General features: G+C 41.1%; 13 protein-coding genes. 7 read left to right on the top strand and 6 right to left on the bottom strand.

From position 1 onward, the window contains the following. Positions 1 to 76: 76 nt before the first annotated feature. The 3 genes from ACFE6N_RS11820 to ACFE6N_RS11810 form a co-directional block, all read right to left on the bottom strand. On the bottom strand, positions 77 to 220 hold the full coding sequence (locus ACFE6N_RS11820; RefSeq protein WP_378936647.1) for a hypothetical protein: 144 nt from the start codon (positions 218 to 220) through the stop codon (positions 77 to 79). A 226-nt stretch (positions 221 to 446) separates the two neighbouring features. Continuing rightward, complete coding sequence (locus ACFE6N_RS11815) at positions 447 to 4,622, bottom strand: two-component regulator propeller domain-containing protein (RefSeq protein ID WP_378936645.1); 4,176 nt, start codon at positions 4,620 to 4,622, stop codon at positions 447 to 449. A 209-nt stretch (positions 4,623 to 4,831) separates the two neighbouring features. Beyond that, positions 4,832 to 5,932, bottom strand: coding sequence for an endo-1,4-beta-xylanase (locus tag ACFE6N_RS11810; protein ID WP_378936643.1), 1,101 nt, complete (start codon positions 5,930 to 5,932; stop codon positions 4,832 to 4,834). Positions 5,933 to 6,226: 294 nt separating this feature from the next. On the opposite strand from ACFE6N_RS11810, the gene ACFE6N_RS11805 reads away from it, so the two are divergent. The 4 genes from ACFE6N_RS11805 (at position 6,227) to ACFE6N_RS11790 (ending at position 13,743) form a co-directional block, all read left to right on the top strand. Next, on the top strand, positions 6,227 to 7,315 hold the full coding sequence (locus ACFE6N_RS11805; RefSeq protein WP_378936641.1) for an endo-1,4-beta-xylanase: 1,089 nt from the start codon (positions 6,227 to 6,229) through the stop codon (positions 7,313 to 7,315). Positions 7,316 to 7,524: 209 nt separating this feature from the next. After that, positions 7,525 to 10,152, top strand: a complete 2,628-nt coding sequence (locus ACFE6N_RS11800) for a glycoside hydrolase family 3 C-terminal domain-containing protein (protein ID WP_378936639.1) — start codon at positions 7,525 to 7,527, stop codon at positions 10,150 to 10,152. A 62-nt stretch (positions 10,153 to 10,214) separates the two neighbouring features. After that, a complete protein-coding gene (locus tag ACFE6N_RS11795; RefSeq protein ID WP_378936637.1) occupies positions 10,215 to 11,594 on the top strand; it encodes a glycoside hydrolase family 43 protein in 1,380 nt (459 codons plus the stop codon). Between the two features lie 94 nt (positions 11,595 to 11,688). After that, the gene (locus ACFE6N_RS11790; RefSeq protein WP_378936635.1) at positions 11,689 to 13,743 is read left to right on the top strand and encodes an alpha-glucuronidase; all 2,055 of its coding nucleotides are present in this window, start codon (positions 11,689 to 11,691) and stop codon (positions 13,741 to 13,743) included. 218 nt (positions 13,744 to 13,961) lie between these two features. Here ACFE6N_RS11790 and ACFE6N_RS11785 read toward each other — a convergent pair whose 3' ends face one another. Both ACFE6N_RS11785 and ACFE6N_RS11780 read right to left on the bottom strand, forming a co-directional pair. Further along, positions 13,962 to 16,424, bottom strand: a complete 2,463-nt coding sequence (locus ACFE6N_RS11785) for a glycosyl hydrolase family 95 catalytic domain-containing protein (RefSeq protein ID WP_378936633.1) — start codon at positions 16,422 to 16,424, stop codon at positions 13,962 to 13,964. A gap of 19 nt (positions 16,425 to 16,443) precedes the next feature. After that, on the bottom strand, positions 16,444 to 17,319 hold the full coding sequence (locus ACFE6N_RS11780; protein WP_090981701.1) for an esterase family protein: 876 nt from the start codon (positions 17,317 to 17,319) through the stop codon (positions 16,444 to 16,446). Between the two features lie 477 nt (positions 17,320 to 17,796). Here ACFE6N_RS11780 and uxuA point away from each other — a divergent pair, with 477 nt between their 5' ends. Together uxuA and ACFE6N_RS11770 are read left to right on the top strand one after the other, a co-directional pair. Then, entirely contained in the window at positions 17,797 to 18,981 is a 1,185-nt protein-coding gene (uxuA, locus tag ACFE6N_RS11775) for a mannonate dehydratase (protein WP_378936631.1), read from the top strand. A 73-nt stretch (positions 18,982 to 19,054) separates the two neighbouring features. Beyond that, positions 19,055 to 20,719, top strand: coding sequence for a glycoside hydrolase family 43 protein (locus tag ACFE6N_RS11770; protein ID WP_378936629.1), 1,665 nt, complete (start codon positions 19,055 to 19,057; stop codon positions 20,717 to 20,719). Positions 20,720 to 21,484: 765 nt separating this feature from the next. Here the strand turns inward: ACFE6N_RS11770 and ACFE6N_RS11765 are convergent. Then, positions 21,485 to 22,585 (bottom strand): glycoside hydrolase family 43 protein, encoded by a 1,101-nt coding sequence (locus ACFE6N_RS11765; RefSeq protein ID WP_378936627.1) that lies wholly within the window; start codon positions 22,583 to 22,585, stop codon positions 21,485 to 21,487. Between the two features lie 602 nt (positions 22,586 to 23,187). Here ACFE6N_RS11765 and ACFE6N_RS11760 point away from each other — a divergent pair. Then, complete coding sequence (locus ACFE6N_RS11760; RefSeq protein WP_378936625.1) at positions 23,188 to 24,075, top strand: sialate O-acetylesterase; 888 nt, start codon at positions 23,188 to 23,190, stop codon at positions 24,073 to 24,075. The last annotated feature ends 9 nt before the right edge of the window (positions 24,076 to 24,084 follow it).

Here is a 24,084-nt window from a genome sequence, read left to right as displayed (position 1 = left end):
TCAATACCTGCATGTAAATGAAAGTCATTTTTCAACTTATACAGCAAGCCATTGCTTAGCCATTACAGCGCTTGTTCTACCTATCGCTCAATGGAATTAAAAGTGGGTAAGCCGAAGTTTTGGATTGGTATTGATTTGACATCGCCGGCATATTTGTCCCTTTTTGCAGGGCCAGATCGCTTAAGCCTTCCTCATAGAAGTTGATCAGTTGATTAGTCATGGTTTATAAGTTTTATTTGGTTAATCCAAACATAGCCCAAAAACGAATTTAACGGTTAGAAGATTTGTGCATAAATCAGATACAAATGTTCTATCAACTCAAATAGCTGAAATACAATTATTTAAATAAGTAAAAAACCGTTATTTATACTAATACTCGAAATATTATATTTGATAAAACGATTTTACCAGCGCAAAACAATCGATTGCATAATAGTAAATTTCAGCTAATTACCCGCATCAGGAGCATGATCATGCTTACGGTAAAGGTTTAAATATTCTGAAGGTTGCATACCAAATTTTGATTTAAAAGACTTGGCAAAATAGTTTGGTGTAGCAAAGCCTACCAGGTAGGCAATCTGCGAAATGTTCAGGTCGCTTTTTATGAGTAAAGCCGCAGCTTTATCAAGCTTTACCGAGCGGATATACTCCACCGGCGAAAGCCCCGTTAATTCCAGCACTTTGTGGTAGAGCGAGCCACGGCTCATCCCTACATTTTTGCTTAGATCTTCTACAGATAATTGTGAATTGTTGATGTTATCTTCAATGTACTTCAAGATATTCTTAAGTAACTTATCACCATGCGATTCAACCGAAATCTCCGCTGTTTCCATCTTGATCTGTTTGGTATAGGTATTTTTCAGGGTACGGTTAAGGAGCAAAAGGTTTTTGATTTTAATATTGAGGATATCAATATTAAAAGGCTTGGTAAGGTAATCATTTGCACCAATTTCGAGTCCCGTCAATTGTTCCTGTTCTCCTGTAAGCGCAGTTAACAGAATAACCGGAATATGTTTTGTTCTTTTATCTTCTTTTATCTTTTTACAAAGTTCAATACCCGACATATTTGGCATACTGATATCGCTTACGATAAGCTCAGGATGGTTTGCCAGTGTTTTTTGCCAGCCCTCCCTACCATCGGCCGCTTCTACAATACGGTAATGCGCTTTCAAATTATCTTTCAGGTATTCCCGAAGGTCCTGATTATCCTCTACGAGCAGAATGGTGTGGATTTCTCCATCCGTTTCGCTAATGGCTTTAGCTGAAACTTCTTCCTCAGTCTGTATGGGGGGTTCGGGGCTGGAAAAATCAACGTTAAGTTTTTCGATATGGTCTAGCAGCGGTAAAGGCAGGGCAATCATAAAATGTGTGCCCTTTCCAACTTCGCTTTGCAAATCAATGGTCCCACCCTGAATTTTGACAAACTCTTTGATGATGGAAAGCCCGATTCCACTTCCCTGGTTCAGGATAGATACCTCGGTATCGGCCTGAAAAAATCGTTCGAATACTTTCTGCTGCTCTTCTTCGCTGATGCCAATGCCCGTATCGCTTACCGTGATCAGGACAGTCTCTTCCTGGCCGTTACGCGGTGTTCTCTTTAAATCAACGGTGATGGTACCACCTGATGGCGTAAATTTAAAGGCATTGGAAAGCAGGTTGAATAAAATACGTTCCAGCTTGTCGTGGTCAAACTCCGTTGGATAGCTATCGAACTGGGTCTGGAAAGTAAGACTTATCGATTTCCGTTCGCTTAAATCGTTGAAAGATTCGATTACATCGGCAATAAAGGAAACCAGTTCACCCGGGGCATTATTGATCTTGAGTTCATTTTCTTCAATTTTACGAAAATCAAGGATTTGGTTCACCAGGTTGAGCAAGCGGCGGGCATTCCGTTTTACTATTTTAAGCGATGCGTTTTTGGTATCATCGCCCTGTTGCGAAAGGAGTTTCTCGACCGGCCCCAGGATAAGCGAAAGTGGTGTACGGAATTCATGGCTCAGGTTGGTCAGGAATTTAATTTTTAGCGAATCCAGCTCATGCAACCGCTCGGCCTCTTTTCTATCCTGCAAAATCTGCTGTTCAATTTTTGTTTTTTCCTGCACCAGCGCGAACTTTCTCTCCAGGTTTTTGATGCCCCGGTGGCGGATGTAAAGTAAAGTACCGGCAATAGCAACCAGGTAAAAAATATAAGCATAGATGGTTCTCCACCACGGTGGATGAACAATTATCTTTATCGAAGATTCGGTTGTATTCCAAACGCCATCATTGTTGCTTGCCCGTACATGGAAGATATATTCTCCCGGATCGAGATTGGTATAAGAAACCGTTTTAGCTGTACCGGCATCAATCCATTCTTTATTAAAACCTTCAAGTTTATAACTATAACGGTTTTGTTCCGGAGCCGTGTAGTTTACACTTACAAAGCTCAGTGAAAAATTCTGCTTATAATCCAGGTCGATTTTTTTGGCAACCGAAATATGGTCGGTTATCGGTCCGTCCTCGCTCGCCTCGATCACATTATTGGAAATTTTTAGCTCGGTAAAAAGTACAGCGGGAACATTTTTGTTTTTTCTGAATCCGGCCGGGTTGAAGTAATTCATCCCTTCTGCCCCACCAAAAAATATTTCACCGTCTTTGCATTTTAAGGCTGCTCCCCTGATAAAGCTATTGTTTTGCACGCCATTGTATATGCCGTAATTGCTAAATTTTTGTGTCTTTGGGTCGAAACGGCTAATCCCTTTGCTGGTACTCAACCAAATATTCTGATTGTCGTCTTCAACAATGGCATCAATAACATCATTTGCCAAACCATTACGTTCGGTAAAATTGATGAACTTATTTGTCCTTTTATCCAATAGGTTTAAGCCGCCTCCAGCTGTACCGATCCAGATCCGCCCCTTTGAATCTTCCAGAAAGGCCTGAACAATATCGCCCTTAAGGTCTGAGTTAAGTTCGTTATAATGTTTAATACTGGTCTTATCAGAACTAATCATGGCTACACCAGAACCATGAGAGCCTACCCAAATGTTTGCAAAACGGTCTTCTTTAATAAAACGGATATAATTATTAAGTGGAAACTTGTGGTCTGTGGGCGACTGTACCTTATCAACATACCTAAAAACAACCTTATGGTTAGCGTCCATCACATTAATTCCCCCTCCATTGGTGCCAACCCATATCAGTCCGTTTTTATCCTGGGTAATGCAAAATACATCGTCAGAATTAAGACCGGAATCCGTATTGCTTTTCCGGTAAGAGGCCGCTTTGCTTAGTGTTGAATCCAGCACGATCAGACCATAGCCAAAAGTACCCAGATAGAGCTTCTTGGCTGAACTGACAAATAGCGACATCAGGGTTAAACGCGGTGGCAAACCCAACTTCTCTAAATTAACTTTGTGGAACAGACCAGTATTTCTGTTGAAAATACTCAGTCCGCCGCCCTCTGTAGCTACATATATCTCCGTAAGGTTTTTCGGTGCAAATGAAGTTACTACAGGTGCGTTTAAACCATATACATCGAACACATTGCTCTTAATGAGGTTAAAGAGATTGAGGTTGCTATCAAATTTATTGATTCCCTCGCGGTATAACCCTAACCAATATATACCCTCTTTATCTATATATACATATTTTACACTGGTGCCCCTTAAGCTGTAGGGATTGCGGGGATTTGGCCGGTATACCCTCACTTTTTTGGTACGGAGATCAAAAACATTAAGGCCATCTTCGGTACCCAGCCATAACTGACCGTTTGGCGATACCGCAATACTTTGAACATTATTATCACTCAGTGAATTGGGATCGCCAGGAACGCGTTGATAGTTTTCAAATCCCATACCATCCGATTTGAGCATACTTAAGCCTGAGGTAGTACCAACCCAGATATTGCCATCACCATCTTCGGCTAAAGACTTCACTATAGTTCCTGCCAGTTGTACAGGTTTATCTGCTGCAGATCCGATCCGGATAAAAGAAGCGTTTTTTCGGTTAAAAAGAAATAATCCATCCTCTGTTCCTACCCACATCCGATGTTTGCTGTCTTCCATCAGGATGTTGATTATGGTTGGCGGAAGTTTACCCAACTGGCCGGCTGCAATTGGGAATTTAGACACTTTTTTGGTATCCGGATCAAAAAGATCAAGTCCGGTAAAGGTGGCCACCCATATTTTACCCAAATAATCACTGGTAATATACCTGATCAGGCTGTGACTAAAACCTGTTGGGCCATTTGAAGCACGATAATTAATGAAAGAATTTTTTCTTCTATCAAAAAGGGCCAGTGACCCTCCACTGGTACCAAACCAAAGGTTTCCCCTGCGGTCTTCATGAATGGTCTTAACCTCATTAGCCTGAATACTTGTAGAATCGTTTGCCTGATATTTATAAGTGGTAAAGTTGGTACCGTCAAATTTATTTAATCCATCTTCTGTACCAAACCACATCAATCCGTACCGATCTTTAAAAATTACGGTTACATTGTTAGACGATAACCCGTTTTTAGAGGTCAGCGAGGTGAAACGCAATTCAGGCTGTTGCGTTTTAGGCTGTGCTTTTATATAGCCCGCATTAAAAAGCAGGTAAACAATTAGAAAGAAGGATAGATAAGCAGAACCCCTGAGCATATTTAATGATTTTGCTGTATTAATAAAATTTCAACTTCAAAAGGTGTAGAAAAGCTAAACAATGCGCTAAAATCTAAGGAAGATTCAAAATTATCTGGATACATGATCTATTTGGCTTAGTGGCGGTAAGATAAAAAAACTAATTTAGTTCATTGCATCATTACCGCTTTCACAGTATTATTTTCTTCATTATCAGCTTAAAAAACTGATTATTTCCTGAAATCAACCACACTCCAATAGGCTTTTTTTCTTTGCAGGTTTTGATCAAAAAGCAAGGGATAGTTTTTTCTTCCGGGTACGGGGTATTGATCGAGCCATGTAGAACGATCAGAAAGATTCCAAAAAGTTACACTGCTGATTTCCTTTTTAAAACTTCTGAAAATAGAAAAAATCCGGGTGTATCGGTCAATTTGCTTTTTTTCGAGCGCTGCTGTGAAACGGTCCTGCTCATCTGGTTTCTTAGCCCTTAAATTTTTCTCCCACGGATAGATGGACAGATCCAGTTCTGTAATCTGAATTTGCAGGCCAAGAGATGCATATAATTTTAATGACTCCCTTAATTCAGTATCACCAGGCTCAAAAACAGACCAATGCCCCTGCAGCCCTACCCCGTGAATAGGGACCTTGTTATCGACGAGTTTTTTCAGCATTTTATAAATCTTGGCTCTTTTTACAGGTCTCTCAGAATTATAGTCGTTATAAAAAAGCAATGCATCAGGATCAGCCTCATGCGCATATTCGAAAGCCCTGGCAATAAACTCTTCTCCACAGATCTCATTCCATAAAGAAGACCTTAAATACTGGTCATCTTCATCGCCGATCACTTCATTAACAACATCCCATGCATATACCTTTCCTTTATAACGGCCCACCACGGTTTTAATATGATCTTTAAGCCTTTTGAGCAATAGGGCTTTATCCACCCGGCCTCCGGAACTGTTTTTAAAAATCCATGCCGGCACCTGCTCATGCCAGCATAAGGTATGCCCCCTTATTTTAAGTCGGTTATCAAGTGCAAAATTAACCAGCGCATCGGCATCCGCCCAGTTATAAACATCTTCGCGCGGATGAATAGGTTGCATCTTCATCGCGTTCTCCGGCGTTATGCTATTGAATTCCTTTAAAAGCAATGCGCCCTGCTCCCCTTTAATGGTTTGGGGCGAAACCGCTACTCCGATGTTGAAGTAAGACTGATAATAATCTTTCAGGCCCGGATTACTTTTCTTAACTTTAGGGTAACTGCCGCAACTGGCAAAAACCGCGAAAACAGCAATAGTAAAAATGGCAATATGAAATTTAGTTGTACGCATTTATATTTGGTTGAATGGCAAGGTCGATTTTATCCTCATCAGGGTAGCGGAAAAATCCAGTAAATTTAGACCTAAGTAAATACACCGGCAGTCATATTTGTCAAAACAATAAGAACAGATGTTCAAAAAAGCATCAAATCGCTCAAAATTGGTTAAATTAATAACCCGATAAGCAGCGAGGCCATCATGTCATAAATTCATTACATGACATTTGTTTCCTTAAATTGACGATAAGAAGCTTGGTCAGCACAAAAAACCTGCGACTTTGCAACTTTATCGCTTACCTGATCAAATATGAGAAAACCGAACATCTTCCCTTACCTGGCCGTTTTACTTTTGGTTACTGGCATCATGTTCAGTGCATATAAAACCAAGGAGTTTAACACCAAAGGATTAAAAGACTATTACCGAAAATATTTTCCCATAGGTGTGGCGGTTACCCCATGGGACCTTAGCGGTGATAAGCGGAATTTAATTCTTAATCAGTTCAACAGCATCACAGCTGAAAATGCAATGAAAATGGGACCGATCCATCCTATGGAAAACACCTATAACTGGAAAATAGCAGATTCTATCGCATCCTTCGCCAGGATAAATGGACTGAAGCTGCGTGGGCATTGTTTGGTATGGCATAATCAAACCCCTCGCTGGTTATTTAAAAATGAAGATGGAAGTGTGGTATCCAAAGAAACTTTGTTAAAAAGAATTCAAACGCACATTAACACGGTTGTAAGCAGATACAAAAAAGATATATATGCCTGGGATGTGGTTAACGAGGTTATAGCAGATGATTCTGCCTATTTCCGCAAATCGCCGCTATACCAGATCGCAGGCGAAGATTTTGTAGAAATGGCTTTCAGGTATGCCCACCAGGCTGATCCCAATGCCCAGTTGTTTTACAACGACTATAACACAGAACAGCCATCTAAACGTGAGAAAATTTACAAAATGCTTAAAGGTTTGCTGGCTAAGGGTGTGCCAATCCATGGTGTTGGATTACAGGGCCATTGGTCTGTAAATAATCCAAGTCGTTCTGAACTGGAAAAATCCATTGCCCTGTTTTCCTCATTAGGACTTAAAATTCAGATTACAGAGCTGGATGTATCGGTTTATAGCGGCAATCAGGGCGGACGTTTAATCCAGGGCAATAAAAGTAGCAATACCGAACAGTTTACACCTGAAATGGAAGAAAAGCAGCGCCAGCAATATAAAATGATTTTTGAAGTGCTGCGCAAATATAAAGCTAACATCACGGGTGTGACTTTCTGGAATTTATCAGATCAATACAGCTGGCTGGACAACCGGGGCCGGAAAAATTTTCCGCTGTTATTTGATCAAAATCTGATGCCCAAAAAAGCATTCTATGAAGTAGTAAAATTTTAACTAACATTTTTATATTGAGGTGTTTGAACAATTAAAAAAATGATTTTTACAGTCACACTGAGGATATAAAATTTTAATTTAAAAACGCTTTACGTCTACATACAGGCACTATTAACCAGATCAATCTAAATCATCGAATCTTTTTTATAATCTGCAACAACAAACAGATACAAAAAAATTCTTAGCAGTAAGCTTTTAGCAGCATAATTATGAGAAAACACAACGACCTTAAAAAATTATTTCTTGCAATCTTGCTCTGCAGTTTCTGCGGTTTTGCCGGCGCCCAGGAGTATCCATTTCAAGACTATAAACTTCCGTTTGAAAAGCGGGTAGATGATCTGGTTTCAAGACTTAGCCTGGATGAAAAGGTTATGCAAATGCTTAACTCGGCACCGGCAATTTCCCGCTTTAAGATTCCGGCATACGACTGGTGGAACGAAACTTTACATGGAGTAGCCAGAACGCCTTTCAAAGTCACTGTTTTTCCTCAGGCCATTGCCATGGCTGCAACTTTTGATCCATCTGCACTTTATAAAATGGCCGATTATTCTGCTTTAGAAGGTAGGGCTATTTACAATAAAGCATTAGCACTGGGAAGAACAAATGAACGTTATCTTGGCCTGACCTACTGGACTCCGAACATTAATATTTTCCGGGATCCGCGCTGGGGAAGAGGCCAGGAAACCTACGGTGAAGATCCTTACCTGACAGGAACGCTCGGCGACGCTTTTGTAAGAGGCCTGCAAGGTGATGATCCAAAATACCTTAAAGCTGCTGCTTGCGCCAAGCATTATGCGGTACACAGCGGTCCGGAACCACTTCGGCATGTTTTTAATACCACAGTAAGCGCTTTCGATTTATGGGATACCTACCTGCCCGCATTTGAAAAACTGGTTACACAATCTAAGGTTGCGGGTGTAATGTGCGCTTATAACGCCTTTCAAGGCCAGCCTTGTTGCGCCAATGATCTTTTAATGACCGATATTCTACGCAGAAAGTGGAACTTTAAAGGTTATGTTACATCTGATTGCTGGGCGATAGACGACTTTTATAAAAACCATAAAACCCATCCAAATGCAGCATCGGCAGCAGCTGACGCTGTTTTTCACGGAACGGATCTGGATTGCGGTACCGAGGCCTACAAGGCGTTGATCACTGCAGTAAAAACCGGCATTATTAAAGAAAAAGACATTGATGTTTCGGTGAAAAGACTATTTATGATCCGATTCCGGTTGGGCATGTTTGATCCGCCTTCCATGGTCAAATATGCCAATACCCCTGCTACTGTGATTGAAAATAGCGAGCATAAGGCACATGCCCTTAAAATGGCCCGCGAATCGATGGTGTTACTCCGGAATGAATCACATACGCTGCCATTAAAAAAGAACCTCAGAAAAATTGTTGTATTGGGCCCTAATGCTGATAATTCAATTTCGGTATTGGGTAATTATAATGGAATTCCTTCAAAAATTACCACAGTTTTAGCGGGCATCAGGGAAAAGGTTGGCCAGCAGACCAATGTAGTTTACCAGCAGGCCATTTCATTCACCAATGATACGCTTTTAAGTTACCTTGATTTAGACAACGAATACAAAATAAACGGTGTTCAGGGATTTAAGTCAGAATATTTTAACAACACTACGCTTGAAGGCGAACCAGTATTAATCCGTACAGAACCCAGAATTGAAAACAATTGGCAGGAAGGTGAAAAAATTGCCGATAAATTGACAGCCAACCATTTTTCTGCCAGATACAGCACCACATTTAAACCATCCGCTTCAGGTTCGATCACTTTTGAATTGAATGCTGATGACGGCTATCGTTTTATGATTAACGGTAAAAATGTAATTGATGCCTGGTCGAGGAACCGATGGGGCGCTAAAACCTATAACCTAGAGACCGTAAAAGACTCGGTTTACAATCTGGTTGTAGAATACTGGCAAGGAGAAGGAAGTGCAAACATCCGCTTTAAGGCTGGCACCTTTGTAAAAACCGATTTCAATGCGCTGACCAAAAGCCATGCAGATGCTGATGCCTTCGTATTTGTAGGCGGGATTTCTCCACAACTTGAAGGAGAGGAAATGAAAGTGGATTATCCTGGATTTAGCGGAGGGGACAGAACTTCTATCATGCTGCCTGCCGTTCAAACAGCCTTAATGAAATCGCTTAAAGAGACGGGAAAACCAGTTGTTTTCGTGATGATGACCGGTAGTGCGATTGCCATACCATGGGAAGCTGAAAACATCCCGGCTATTCTGAATGCGTGGTATGGTGGTCAGGCTACAGGTGAAGCCGTAGCGGATATTCTGTTCGGCGACTACAGCCCATCCGGACGATTACCGGTTACCTTTTACGCAAGTGATCAGGACCTTGGTGATTTCAGCGATTACAGCATGAGCAACCGAACTTACCGTTATTTTAAAGGTAAACCACTCTATGGATTTGGCTATGGACTTAGCTATTCTTCTTTTTTATATGAAAAGTGTGTTGCTCCTGCAGTATTAAAAGCTGGAAAAGGTATGGAGATATCAGTTCAGGTTAGTAATAAAGGAAGTGTAAAGAGCGACGAAGTTGTTCAATTGTACCAGCTCAATAACCAAAAATCAATCAAATCAGCAGCTAAAGCTTTAAAAGGCTTCAAGCGAATCAGCCTTGAACCCGGAGAAAGTAAGCTGGTTAAATTCAGCTTAAAAGCCAATGATCTTGCTTATGTTGACCAGAATGGATCGAAACAATTTTACAAAGGCAGTATTACATTGGCAATCGGTGGTAGCCAACCAGATGAGTTAGCTGCCAAAAGCGGAAATATCATCAAAAAAGTTATTCGAGTAAACTAATCTGTAACTAAGATAACTCATTAATCCTTGCAATAAACCATTAACAATCTACAACAATGATAATGAAACAAGCAAACCAAAAATACCCTAAACTCACGCTCCTATTTTGCCTATTATTCATGCTGGCTAAAAATTCTTTTGCTGATGACCATATTGCCAGCCATCGTCACCTTGCAGACCCGGCCACGCTGGTTTATAACGGAAGGGTTTACCTGTATGCCTCAAACGATGATGACAATACCGATGATAAGGATAGTGGTTATAAAATGAAATCTATTGTTTGTATTTCCAGCAGTGATATGAAAAACTGGACCGACCATGGTGTGGTGTTTGAGGCGCCACGTGATGTAACCTGGGCCAGCAGAACCTGGGCGCCTTCAGTTATTGCCAGAAATGGTAAAATTTACCTGTATTTTGGTAATGGTGGCTCAGGAATTGGTGTAGCTACCTCCTCCTCCCCTATCGGACCATTTAAAGACCCATTGGGCAAAAAGTTAATTGATAATGAGACGCCTGGTGTACAGCCTGCAAAAAATATGTGGTTATTCGATCCGATGGCCTTTTTGGATGATGACGGACAGGCCTATTTATATTTCGGAGGCAATGGCGAAGACAATATGCGCGTAATTAAATTAAATGAAGATATGATCAGCGTGAATGGGCGCGCAACCTCATTTCATGTGCCTGCTTTTTTCGAAGCTTCATGGATGCACAAGCGAAACGGCAATTACTATTTTTCGTATTCCTCTAATCCTAAGGCAGAAATGAGGATTGATTATATGATGAGTACAAATCCGACCACCGGATTTGTTTACAAAGGTGTTATTGGCGCACAACCGCCCAACAATAACAATAATAATCACCACGGCATATTTGAATTTAAAGGAAAATGGTACCATGCTTATCATAACAGGGTTGTGGCTATTAAAAAAGGTATTCCTCCGGTTTACAAAAGGAATCTGGCAATTGAAGAGTTAAATTATAAGCCGGACGGTTCGATTGTTCAAATCAATTATACTGCTAATGGCGTAACACAAATTGGCGCAGTAAATCCTTACCAACGTAACGAAGCCGAAACCCTGCAGGATCAGGAGGGGATCATGACTAAAAATACAGCTGATGGCGGAATGCAGATTTCGGGCATGAAGAATAATAACTGGATCAAAATTCAAGGTGTAGACTTTGGCAAAAAAGGTCCAAAGCTATTTAGCGCCCAAATCAGCGGCCTCTCACCCGGCACAAGCCTTGAGGTGCGCGCAGGCAGTTTAGACGGAAAACAGATTGCAAAACTGGTTTCGACCGGAAAACAGACAGCTGGTTTACAACTGCATACCGGAAAAGCAGAACTTATCAAGGGGAAACAAGATCTGTATCTGGTAGTATCTGGGGTTGATTCGGCTAACGGAATTGATATAGACTGGTGGCGTTTTCAACAGCGTTAAACATTCCGGCATTTATCTCAATAAAAGAAAAAGATTCGGCCTGAGCAGCTGAAAATTAGATCAAATATATCATAGCATGATTGTAAAAAGAAAAATGGCATATATTAAAAGGATCATTATCGTTGCATTGCTGATGCTAAACCAGGCCACAGTATTAAAAGCTGAAGATGGCCACGCCTTGTGGCTTAGAAACCATACTGCTATCAAAGTTAATATTTCAAGCACATTACGCTCCGCTACTGTAGATCTTGCCATAGCTGAACTCAGAAATGGCTGGTTGGGTAAGGAGAATATGACCATAAAACTTAATTTAACTAAAAATCCGTCGATCAAGCGTGATGGATTTCAATTGGAGGAAACAGCAATCAACGCCCGCACAGAACTGGGTTTATTATATGGCACCTACGAATTGTTAAGGCGCCAATACCTTAACCTGCCGCAACGCAACGTTATTTCAAATCCATCCTACTCCAGAAGAATCCTGAACCATTGGGATAACCTGGATGGCAGCATTGAAAGAGGTTATGCCGGAAGTTCGATATTTTGGGGCAATACGGCGAATGGATTAAATATTACAAATCAGGACCGAGAAAAATGGAAAGCTTATGCCAGGGCAAATACATCAATTGGCATTAATGGTGCGGTTTTAAACAATGTAAATGCTTCTGCAAAAATCCTGTCTCCGGCTTACCTGAAAAAGGTAAAAGCCATTGCAGAGAGTTTGCGTCCTTACGGAATAAAAACCTATTTATCTGTTAATTTTTCATCACCGGTGCTTATTGGCAAATTAAAAAAGGCAGATCCATTGGATCCTTTGGTTAAACAATGGTGGAAAGATAAAGCAGCAGAAATCTACAAACTCATCCCTGATTTTGGAGGATTTCTGGTTAAAGCCAATAGCGAGGGGCAACCTGGTCCGCAGGATTACGGAAGAACCCATGTGGATGGTGCGAATATGCTGGCCGACGCCCTGGCTCCTTTTAACGGAATCGTGATGTGGCGTGCCTTTGTTTACAACCCATCACCAGAAGACAGGACCAAACAGGCTTATAAAGAATTTTTACCACTGGATGGAGCCTTTAAGAAAAATGTAATTTTGCAGGTAAAAAACGGACCGCTTGATTTTCAGCCCAGAGAACCCTTTAGCCCTTTATTTGGCGCCATGTCGAACACGCCGGTGATGCCTGAATTCCAAATCACCCAGGAGTATCTGGGCGCTTCCAGGCAACTCGTTTTCCTCTCTACCTTATGGGAAGAATGTTTAAATAGCGACACTTACAAAAACGGAAAGGGCAGTACCGTAGCCGCCTGCACTGATGGCTCATTGAGCAAAACAGATTTTACCGCCATTGCTGGTGTGGCCAATATTGGAAACGATGTAAACTGGACCGGACATACTTTTGCCCAGGCAAACTGGTATGCTTTCGGACGCCTGGCCTGGAACAACAAACTCGAAAGCAAAACAATTGCTGAAGAATGGATAAAACAGACTTTTCTGGATGATAAAGAAAAGAAAACCGACACCAACTTCATTAAAACCATCCAGGAAATCATGCTTGACAGCAGAGAAGCAGCCGTTGATTATATGATGCCATTGGGTTTACACCATATTTTTGCGGAAGGTCATCATTATGGACCGGCACCTTGGTTTTCCAATGATAAAATACGCCCCGACTGGACCTCTGTTTATTACCATAAGGCAGATACGGCAGGAATAGGTTTTGACAGGACCAGAAGCGGAAGTGATGCGGTTGATCAGTATCATGAGCCACTAAGCTCAACCTTTAATAATCTTTCCAGCTGCCCGGAAATTTACCTGCTGTGGTTTCATCATGTACCCTGGTCTTACCGTTTAAAAAATGGCAGGGATTTGTGGACGGAACTATGCATCCGTTATGACCATGGCGTTCAACAGGTGAGGTCTTTTCAGAAAGGCTGGGACAAAATAAAGGGATCGATAGACAGCGAACGTTTTGCAGAGGTGCAATCTAAACTCCGAACACAGAGCAGAGATGCCCAGATCTGGAAAGATGCCTGTTTACTTTATTTCCAGCAGTTTAGCAGAAGAGAAATTCCATTTGAAATCGAACGCCCGGTCCATGATCTTCAATCGTTAAAGGAAATGACCAAAAGCCGCGATTATGAATAGGAGTAGATCCCTTTAAAAATCGTCATTGCGAAGAGGCTTTTTCAGCCGATGAAGCAATCTTTATAGCAAGGATTTATAATTATCCGAGAGATTGCTTCGTCGTTCCTCCTCGCAATGACGACAACTCTAGAGTTAATAAATGTAACTACGAATTCCCCAACATCTTTACCTCCTTCGCGTCAAAAACTTTGCGAACTTTGCGGTAAAACAGAGATTTTTTATTTTTTATACATCGTATAGGTTTTCCCAATAGCTGTTTTAATATCATACAGTTGAGTTTCAGGCAAATCAATAGTTACAGCTGGCGCCAGCTTGGAAACTACCGGTTTTGGTGTCTCGTTAACGAAGAAAAAAGGATTTTCATTATCACCGGTGGCCTTTTTAGCTTTGAGTTTGGATAAATTTAATTCATTAGGTACCCTGATCCTTAAATTTCCGCCCAAATGCGATTTAATCACTAATTTGGTAACCATACCGTTTACCCATTCCAGTTCAACAATCTCAAACCCACCCTTCGCTCTTAAGCCGCTAACATGTCCGCTTGCCTTCCAGACATCGGGCAGTGCAGGTAAAAGTTGAATGGCGCCGTTATCTGATTGCATCAGCATTTCTGCAATACCCGAAGTACAACCAAAATTACCATCAATCTGAAAAGGCGGGTGCGCATCAAAAAGATTGTTGTAAGTACCACCGCTTGCCCGGTTTCCTCCCACTGGCGTTAACTGACTCTGAATAAGCTGGTAGGCATGATTTCCATCCAGCAGCCTTGCCCACCAGTTCACTTTCCATCCCATGCTCCAGCCGGTAGAAACATCGCCCCGTTGCAAGAGTGTTTTCCGGGCCGCTGCATACAATTCCGGTGTTAGATATGGCGATATCTGAGCAGATGGGAATAAGCCATATAAATGAGATACATGCCGGTGATGATCATTTGGATCGTCGATATCATCAATCCATTCCTGCAACTGCCCATATTGTCCCACCTGCATTGGCGGGAGCTGGCTGCGCATCTTTTTCAACGTATCAACCAGGGCCTTATCTTCACCCAGAATTTCTCCCGCACGGATTACCGAACTAAAAACATCATATACAATTTGATTACTCATGGTTGTTCCGGCATCGAGCGAAGAGCCCTGATGCGCAGGAGGGGCATTTTCAGGAGACATATCCGGATTAATGACCAAAAACCCTCTTTTAGGGTCTTTAACCAGGAAATCAACATAAAACATGGCTGCTCCTTTTAAAGTTGGATAGGCTGATTTGAGAAATGACTGATCACCACTGTAAAGATAGTGTTCCCAAAGGTGCTGACTCGCCCAACCACCACCATGAGTCCATGCGCCCCAGAATGCGCCATCAACAGCACCAGTAGTTCTCCAGATATCTGTATTGTGATGCGCCATCCATCCCCTCGCTCCGTACATATCATGGGCAGTTTGCTTTCCGGTTTCGCCCAGTTCCTGAACCATTTTTAAGAAAGGCTCATGCAACTCGGCCAGATTGGTTTTCTCGGCAGGCCAATAGTTCATTTCTGCGTTAATGTTGATGGTATACTTGCTGTCCCATGGCGGATATAATTTATTATTCCAGATGCCTTGCAGGTTAGCAGGCTGTCCGCCCGGCTGAGAGCACGAAATGAGCAGGTAGCGTCCATATTGAAAATATAGAGCTGCAAACTGCGGATCATTAACCGAATTGAAGTTCTTCAGCCTGATATCAGTAGGTACATGTTCAAAATCACTTTTCCCTAACGATAAATCTACCCGATCAAAATATTTGTGATATTGTAATTGATGCGCTTTTAAAACAGCCTCAAATTTTTTAGGCAACGCGCGGTTTAGCATTTCCCTGGCCTTTAACTTTTCATCCCCGCTAATATCTTTGTAATTGATAAAGTTGGTGGCAATAGCTAAATAAATGGTTACCGCATTGGTATTTTCTACCACAATTGTACGCCCGGTACTGGAGATTTTACCGCCAATATGCTTAAATGCCGCGATCCCATTAAAGCGGACAAGCCCAGGTACGCCCTCATGAGAGGTAGCAGTTCCGGTAATTTCAATTTGCCCTGGCACCTGCGTATTCATTTTAGCACTGGGCTGCAGAGACGATAGGGAAGCCGTAAAGCTTAATGCACCCGGTTTACTCGAGCTAAGCTCAATCGCAATTATTCCATCGGCCATTGAGGCCAGCACACGCCGGGTGTAAACAACATCTTTTACCTGGTAGGTGGTGGTGCTCACCGCATTACTGATGTCTAATTCACGGTAAAAGTTGGTATAGGTTTCATGACCAGCAAAATCCAGGTGTAAATCTGCAACAGGTTGAAAAATCTGTCCCTGAGATTTTTTGCTGATGATCACCTTATTGGCAAGCAGTTCTGCCTGTTTTTGCTTGCCGTCAAAAATAAGCGCTCTGATGCGGGACAATGAATCTAATGCCAAAGGATTATCATTTCTGTTGGGACTACCGCTCCAAAGGCTATGTTCATTTAGCTGAATAATTTCATTAACCACATTTCCATAAACCATTGCGCCAAGCCTGCCGTTACCCACAGGTAATGCATTTTCCCAAATTTGGCCAGACGGGCTATTATACCATAGTTTTAACTTTGGTTTTTGTTGGGCAAGGCTTGATAGAACAACATTGGTGAATAGCAACAGGGTTACAATTTTTTTCATGGAGCAGAATAATCAGTTGTTAAGGATTTAGGCTATACTTTTGAAAGGCAGCCTGATCAACAGGTTTAAATAACAACTGACTAAACAGGTAAAGATCATTTTTCCATACTTTGAAATCATGCACACCTGGTTCAACATAATAAATATGGGGTACATTTTTTTCTACCAGGTATTCGTGGGTACGTTGAGAGAAATTAAGTAATCTATCGTTATCCCCGCAGGAGATCCAAAGCAACTTAAGCATGGTTTTAGCTTTGGCCGGATCTGGCAATAATTCAGCAGGCACTTTGGTATTTGGTGCAGAAGAAAAGCCGCCAACCCATGCAAAAGTATCTAAATTGCCCAATCCAAAATTTAAGGATTGACCACCGCCCATAGACAATCCGGCAAGCGCTCTGTGTTCCCTGTCTTTAAAAACAGGATAATTTTTTTCTACATATGGAATCAGATCCTGTAACAGATCCTTTTCAAAGGTTGCAAAAGCAGCAACTTTATCCGGAGCCATAATATTTCCGGTAGCACGGTCGTCTTGCATCGCCCTTCCGTTCGGCATCACCACCAGCATCGGTGCAAGCTTTCCAGCAGCATACAGGTTATCAAAAATTACCTGAGGTTTACCACCGTTCAGCCATTCCTTTTCATCGCCGCCAATCCCGTGGAGCAGATATAAAACCGGGTATTTTTTGGTTTTCAGGTAACCTGGCGGGAAATAAATAGTAGCTTTTCTATTTGTCCCAACAGTTTTTGATGCATACTGGATCGTATCTATTTTGCCATGCGGGATGTTTTCCTGATTAACATCGAAATCTGCAGGCGCCGCAGGAATCTGCTTTTGTGCGAAAACTGCAACCTGAATAAAAATAAGTGTGGCGAAGATGGAGATTAATCGTTTCATTTGAATTGGTTAGCGGTGATTGGCAGCAATAATTGATAGCCTGCCTGAAATTAATTATTAATACAAACTTAAGCGCATCGCACATCAGGGTAATGGAACCATTGATTATTTTGAGTGCAAAAATGTTCAAAAATGCCTTTAAGCAGAACAAATCATCATTTATTTAAAAATCTTTAATGAACTTCGGTTTAGAGATACTTCTTGGAAAAAGGTATCTGACCGGAAGCGTTTCGTAATTAACAGGCTTTAAGCATCAACTAAGCTAAGAAAAAATTAGCATGGTTAAGCTTTTTAGCAATCGATTGCAGAAAAAAGCCCAAATGGTTGTGGGCATAACATTTTACAGGACCAAACCTAAAAACCAAATATGAAAAACAACCTCAAAGAGCGGCCGTGTATCAATGCTCAACGTAAAAAGCAGACAGGAAATGCGATGATCTGCAATCATAAAATATTTGAAAACAATACCGTGATGCTATGAAAATGATCCAAACCATGCGCTGGTATGGCCCTGATGATGTTGTTAGGCTTGCCGATATCCGGCAGGCAGGCTGCACTGGAGTAGTAACGGCTTTACATCATATCGCCGTTGGAGAAATCTGGACTGAAAAGGAAATAATGGCCCGGAAATCACTCATAGAATCTTCTGGTCTGGTTTGGGAAGTGGTAGAAAGTTTACCGGTACATGAAGACATAAAAAAGAGACAGGGCGAATATCAGCAGTGGATTGAAAATTATAAAATCAGTCTGAAAAATCTGGCCAGCTGCGGCATTAAAGTGATTACCTACAACTTTATGCCGGTGTTAGACTGGATGCGTACCGATTTAACATTTAAAACCAGTACCGGCGCACTCGCCTTACGATTTGAGAAAACAGCGTTTATTGCGTTTGACCTTTATTTGCTAAACCGACCGGGTGCAAGTGCTGACTATACGGCGCAGGAACTGGAAGATGCCAAAAATTTCTTTATTAAACTCAATGCAAAAGAACAAAGCACTTTAATGAGCAACTGTTTGCAGGGCCTGCCGGGAAGTAAAGATCATTTTACCAAAGATCAGGTATTGAATTTATTAGAAGGATACCGGAACATTTCTGCAGAAATACTCAGCAATAATTTAATCAGTTTTTTAAAGGAAATTACGCCAACGGCGGATCAAAACGGATTACAACTCGCTATTCATCCGGATGATCCTCCCTACCCGATTTTGGGTCTGCCCAGAATTATGAGCACAGAAGAACATGCCCACAAAATATTACAGGCAGTACCTGCACCTTCCAATGGAATCTGTTTTTGTAGCGGGTCTTTCGGTGCCAGGCCGGATAATGATTTAAAAGGAATGATTGAACGTTTGGGCAACAAAATCTATTTTCTACATCTTCGCAGCGTTCAGCGAGAGGATAACGGCAACTTTTATGAAGCCAACCACCTGGAAGGAAATGCAGAGATGAGCAGTTTGGTCAGGGCTATCCTAAAACTCATGTCCGAAGAAAACCGTTCGATCCCTATGCGCCCCGACCACGGGCACCAGATGCTCGATGATTTAGATAAAAATCCTTACCCTGGCTACTCTGCTATAGGAAGACTGAAAGGCCTTGCCGAACTACGCGGACTCGAATTGGGCATCAGCGAAACTTTAAAGACAGAAAACATACTTCGCTAGATAAATCGAAAAAATCCTGTTTAAAAATAACATCAAAAATCCGAGCATATTTCCTCAATTACCAAATACAATTATGAAAAAAATCCTTTATCTATTTTTATTATGCTTCACCACACAAGCATTTGCCCAAATAAAATTTACCAACCCCATTCTTGCCGGTTTTTATCCGGATCCAAGTATCACTAAAGTGGGATCTGATTATTACCTGGTTAATTCTACTTTTTCCTATTTTCCGGGCATTCCTGTTTTTCACAGCAAGGATTTAAAAAACTGGAAACAGATTGGAAATGTGATTGAGCGAAATTCGCAGATGACTTTTCTGGGCGACGGAACCTCACGCGGTCTGTTCGCGCCGTCTATCAATTACCATAACGGAACCTTTTATATGACTTGTACCAATATAGATAAGGGCGGAAATTTTGTGATGACGGCTAAAAATCCTGCAGGTCCATGGAGCGATCCGGTATGGCTTCGTGAAGTACGCGGAATAGATCCGTCGTTATTTTTTGATCAGGATAAGGCCTATATTGTTTACAATAGTGATGCTCCTGACAACAAACCCCTTTATAGCGGCCACCGTACCATCCGCACCTATGAATTTGATCCTGCAACACTCAAAGTTAAAGGGGAAGAGCATTTGCTCGTAAATGGTGGTGTAGATATTTCTAAAAAACCGGTATGGATTGAAGGACCACACATTTTTAAACGCGGTGATTGGTATTATATCTGCGCTGCTGAAGGTGGCACGAGTGTAAACCATTCGCAGGTTATCCTTAGAAGTCGCTCGGCTACCGGCCCATATGTACCTTATGAAAAAAATCCCATTCTAACGCAACGGGATTTAGACCCCAACCGTGCAAATCCGATTACCTCGACCGGTCATGCCGAATTGGTTGAAGGACCTGATGGAAAAACTTACGCCATTTTTCTTGCCGTGCGTCCATATGAAGGGAATTTTTACAACACCGGAAGAGAAACTTTCATCGCGCCGGTTAAATGGACAGATGGATGGCCGGTAATCAATCCCGATTTCAAAGAAGTACAATATCAATATGAGGCGAATTTTAAAGAAGTTAAACAAAAGGGAACGCCACCACAAAGTGGTAATTTTTCTTATCGCACCACATTTGATAAAGTTTTAGATCCATCCCTGTTATTCTTAAGAAAAAACGACAGTTCATGGTACAAACTGGACAAGAAAAATGGGCTAATGATGAAACTTAAGCCAGAAACCTGCATGGAAAAAGGAAATCCAGCTTTTTTAGGCAAAAGGCAGCAACACATGTTCTGTTCAGCCAGTACATCACTACATTTTTTACCGAAAACTGAAAATGAAAAAGCAGGATTTATGATCTTTCAGGGGGAGTTTAATTTTTACTTCATGTGTAAATCCGTTAAAGAAAATAAAGACGTCATTCAGCTTTTTAAAGGCGATCAGGCCACAAAACAAATGGTGTTAATTACGGAATTGCCCTTGCCTGAGTCATCAGCTGATCTTCAGCTGGCGATTGAAGCTAAAGCTGGCTTGTACGATTTCAAATATCGTCAGGGAAATGGCGACTGGCTGATTCTGAAAAAAGACGTTGATGGTAAATATTTAAGTACGCAGGCCGCCGGTGGATTTATCGGGTCTCTTTTCGCACTGTATGCTACATCGTCTGGTCAGCCAAGTGATAATACAGCGAGCTTTAAATGGATCGATTATAGCGGAAATGATAAAATTTATAATTCTAAATAACTTAAACTCACGATAGTTTTTAAACGAGCGTTGATAATAATGGGTTTGCACAAAAAACGATAAAATCGTTAAGCTATCTACGCACTCGTTAAAAACGAGCGCGGGCTTTGAAATAACAATCTATAGATTTTCTTAAAAAATTCGTCATTGCGGGGAGGAACGACGAAGCAATCTTTTTATTGAATAGATTGCCTCGTCTTTCGTCACCCTGAATTCATTTCAGGGTCTTTTATGCAAAAATTGATTTTGTGCAGGAATTTCAGAATGTGCGGTCAGTTTGAAAGATCTTCGCGTAACTACGATCATTCTTACCGTTCGTCACCCTGAATTCATTTCAGGGTCTTTTATGCAAAAATTGATCTTGTGCAGGAATTTCAGAATGTGCGGTCAGTTTGAAAGATCTTCGCTTAACTACGATCATTCTTGCCGTTCGTCACCCTGAACTTGTTTCAGGGTCTTTTATACAAAAATAGGTCTTCATACCAAAGATTTTGAAAAAGACGACTCTCTACTAAAAAGCCTTTGCACAATTACGACTCTTTAGAGTTTGATGTAAAGATAGAATTGTCAATCCTGAGGATAGGTAGTATTTTAATTAAATAATTATCGAGTTTAGGTTAACAGATAAATAGGGCAGATAATATCCCTCAGGGAATCGTCATTCCCAACTTGATTGGGAATCTTAAGACATTTGCATTAAGATTTCCGCCCGCGCGGGAATGACGAATGTATTGATGGATTTATTTTTGATAGCCCAGCAGATAGTTAACCCTTATTTGGTTTTATCAGCTCAATAGTACCATCTTTAAGATGTTTCAGCTCGGTTACTTTCACATTTCTCAAATGTGTTTTTCCGGAAAGCTGGGTATCATGATAAAAAATATACCACTTACCTTTAATTTCAACAATGGAGTGATGAGTAGTCCAGCCCTCTACAGGCGTCATAAAAGTGCCCTGGTATTTAAAAGGTCCCCAGGGGCTATCTGAAATGGCTGATGCCAGGTAATGGGTATCGCCTGTTGAATAGGTAAAATAATATTTACCATTATATTTATGCATCCAGGCACCTTCAAAAAACCTGCGATCGTGATCCTTTGTCAGAAGTGGTTTACCTTGCTGATCTAAAATAACCACATCTTTCACTTGCCCATCAAAAGCCATCATATCCTTACTTAGTTTCGCAACTTTTGCGGTTAAGGCAGGTTCGTTTTCTTTTTGAGAATCGGTTTTAGAACCATTCGGATCATATTTTCCGTCTTTCCAGCGCTGAAGCTGTCCACCCCAGATCCCACCGAAATACATGTAGCTGCTGCCATCTGTATCGGTAAACACCGCCGGATCAATACTAAAACTGCCTTCAATCGGTTCTTTAGCTGCTTTAAAAGGTCCGGCCGGATCTTTCGAGGTGGCCACCCCTATTCTGAAAACATCATTTTTATCCTTAACAGGAAAATAAAGATAATACGTACCATTTTTATAGGCTGCATCTGGCGCCCATAATTGCCTTCCTGCCCATGGAATATCACTTACAGATAGTGCAGTATCATGAATGGTAACCTTGCCACCAATGCTGTCCATACTCAGAATCCGATAATCTTTCATATCAAAATGATCGCCATTGTCATTTTCTTTTACGCCTGATTCGATATCATGCGACGGATAGATATAAATTTTACCGTTAAATACGTGTGCAGAAGGATCTGCAGTATAAATTTCTTTCACCAATGGCTCAGAAAGATATTGTTTCTTCTCTGTTTTTGAGGTTTCTTTTTCCTCAGCATCTTTCTTTTTTTCCTGGCAGGAACTCCCTAAGGCAACCATCAGGGCAATGGCCAAAGCAGATTGGCTCTTAATTTTTAGATTCATTTTTTATTCATTTTTGGTTAATAAGATTCCTGAAAATTTCATTCAAATCAGGATACAATCATTTACTTCGTTTTAAAATCCTATGGAATTACCTCCAATCAACAAGCAAAACAACATTAGTTACATAAGAAGACCTTTCTGTAATACGGCTTCCATTTACCTGAATTATTTTAATTCCTAATTATTTATCGCTCTCTTGATCATAAACTTTATGGATGAATAGTGACAGATCATTTTTTTGACATGCTTATTTGATCTTTAATATTTATTTGGTTAAATTTTGCCCCTGTTTTTCAGATAAAATACATTTAAAACTAAAGGTGAGGCAAAAGATAAAACTATGCTAAAAGAAGATTTTAGTATAGAAACTTTGAATAATATGTTAGCAGAAATGTTGATTTAATAAAAAAAATCTACCTGACAACTACATATTATCATCTGCCAACAATACAAACCTATATGCAGGAAATGAAGCTGGTCGGCAACCAGCAATAGAATAATTCGGATCAATTTTAATCATATGAGCGTTTTTTATGACGAAAAATGCTACTGCTAATCTGTGGCATTTAATACTTTAGCGAGAGGTATAATGATGAATGAATATGAAAAAATTAACCGCAGACAGGCTAAAACAGGCCATAAGCTATTCAAACAAAATGGGCTTAAGATTAGGAGTTATTGTGTTACTTGCATTAACGTTTTGCAATAGTGAAAAATCCTATGGTCAGGATCAGAAATTATATGTTTTTCTGAGCTTTGGTCAATCCAATATGGAAGGTAATGCGCCTTTCGAGCCTCAGGATACAACAGTAAACAATAGATTCAGGGTGCTACAGGCGGTTGACTGTCCGGAATCAGGCCGTAAAAAAGACAATTGGTATACGGCTAAACCACCTTTGTGCCGATGCAAAACCGGCTTAACACCAATGGACTATTTTGGCAGAACGCTTTTAGATTCACTTCCTCAAGATGTGCGGATCGGCGTAATCAATGTAGCAGTTGGTGGTTGCAAAATTGAGTTATTTGATAAAGATTCTTATCAAACCTATACCACTGCCGCACCAGATTGGATGAAGTCGGCCTTAAATGCATACGGCGGAAATCCATACGGTCGTTTGGTAGAATTAGCCAAAATTGCACAGCGATCAGGCGTAATAAAGGGCATTATGATGCACCAGGGCGAATCTAATACCGGAGATCAGGAGTGGCCAAAAAAAGTGAAGGCGGTTTATGAACACCTCATCAAGGACTTAAATTTAAATCCGTCAACTACACCCCTTCTTGCCGGTGAAGTGGTTAACGCAGATCAGGGAGGAACATGCGCATCAATGAATAAAATTATCGCAACCTTACCAACGATAATTCCCAATGCACACATCATCTCATCAGCTGGCTGTACCGCAGCTGCCGATCACCTCCATTTCAATGCACAGGGCTATCGTATGCTCGGCGAACGTTATGCAAAAACAATGCTGTCCCTGTTAAAATAACATCAGAAT

Source organism: Pedobacter sp. BG31, from assembly GCF_042464845.1.
In the GTDB taxonomy this organism is placed as follows: domain Bacteria; phylum Bacteroidota; class Bacteroidia; order Sphingobacteriales; family Sphingobacteriaceae; genus Pedobacter; species Pedobacter suwonensis.
Note: the sequence above shows the minus strand (reverse complement) of the source record. Positions and strands in the feature narration are given on the sequence as shown.

Coding starts and splice junctions, on each gene's coding strand:
- ACFE6N_RS11820 (WP_378936647.1), bottom strand. CDS start 220: ATGACTAATCAACTGATCAACTTCTATGAGGAAGGCTTAAGCGATCTG.
- ACFE6N_RS11795 (WP_378936637.1), top strand. CDS start 10,215: ATGAAACAAGCAAACCAAAAATACCCTAAACTCACGCTCCTATTTTGC.
- ACFE6N_RS11765 (WP_378936627.1), bottom strand. CDS start 22,585: ATGAATCTAAAAATTAAGAGCCAATCTGCTTTGGCCATTGCCCTGATG.
- ACFE6N_RS11805 (WP_378936641.1), top strand. CDS start 6,227: ATGAGAAAACCGAACATCTTCCCTTACCTGGCCGTTTTACTTTTGGTT.
- ACFE6N_RS11770 (WP_378936629.1), top strand. CDS start 19,055: ATGAAAAAAATCCTTTATCTATTTTTATTATGCTTCACCACACAAGCA.
- ACFE6N_RS11790 (WP_378936635.1), top strand. CDS start 11,689: ATGGCATATATTAAAAGGATCATTATCGTTGCATTGCTGATGCTAAAC.
- ACFE6N_RS11780 (WP_090981701.1), bottom strand. CDS start 17,319: ATGAAACGATTAATCTCCATCTTCGCCACACTTATTTTTATTCAGGTT.
- ACFE6N_RS11785 (WP_378936633.1), bottom strand. CDS start 16,424: ATGAAAAAAATTGTAACCCTGTTGCTATTCACCAATGTTGTTCTATCA.
- ACFE6N_RS11815 (WP_378936645.1), bottom strand. CDS start 4,622: ATGCTCAGGGGTTCTGCTTATCTATCCTTCTTTCTAATTGTTTACCTG.
- ACFE6N_RS11810 (WP_378936643.1), bottom strand. CDS start 5,932: ATGCGTACAACTAAATTTCATATTGCCATTTTTACTATTGCTGTTTTC.
- uxuA (WP_378936631.1), top strand. CDS start 17,797: ATGAAAATGATCCAAACCATGCGCTGGTATGGCCCTGATGATGTTGTT.
- ACFE6N_RS11800 (WP_378936639.1), top strand. CDS start 7,525: ATGAGAAAACACAACGACCTTAAAAAATTATTTCTTGCAATCTTGCTC.
- ACFE6N_RS11760 (WP_378936625.1), top strand. CDS start 23,188: ATGAAAAAATTAACCGCAGACAGGCTAAAACAGGCCATAAGCTATTCA.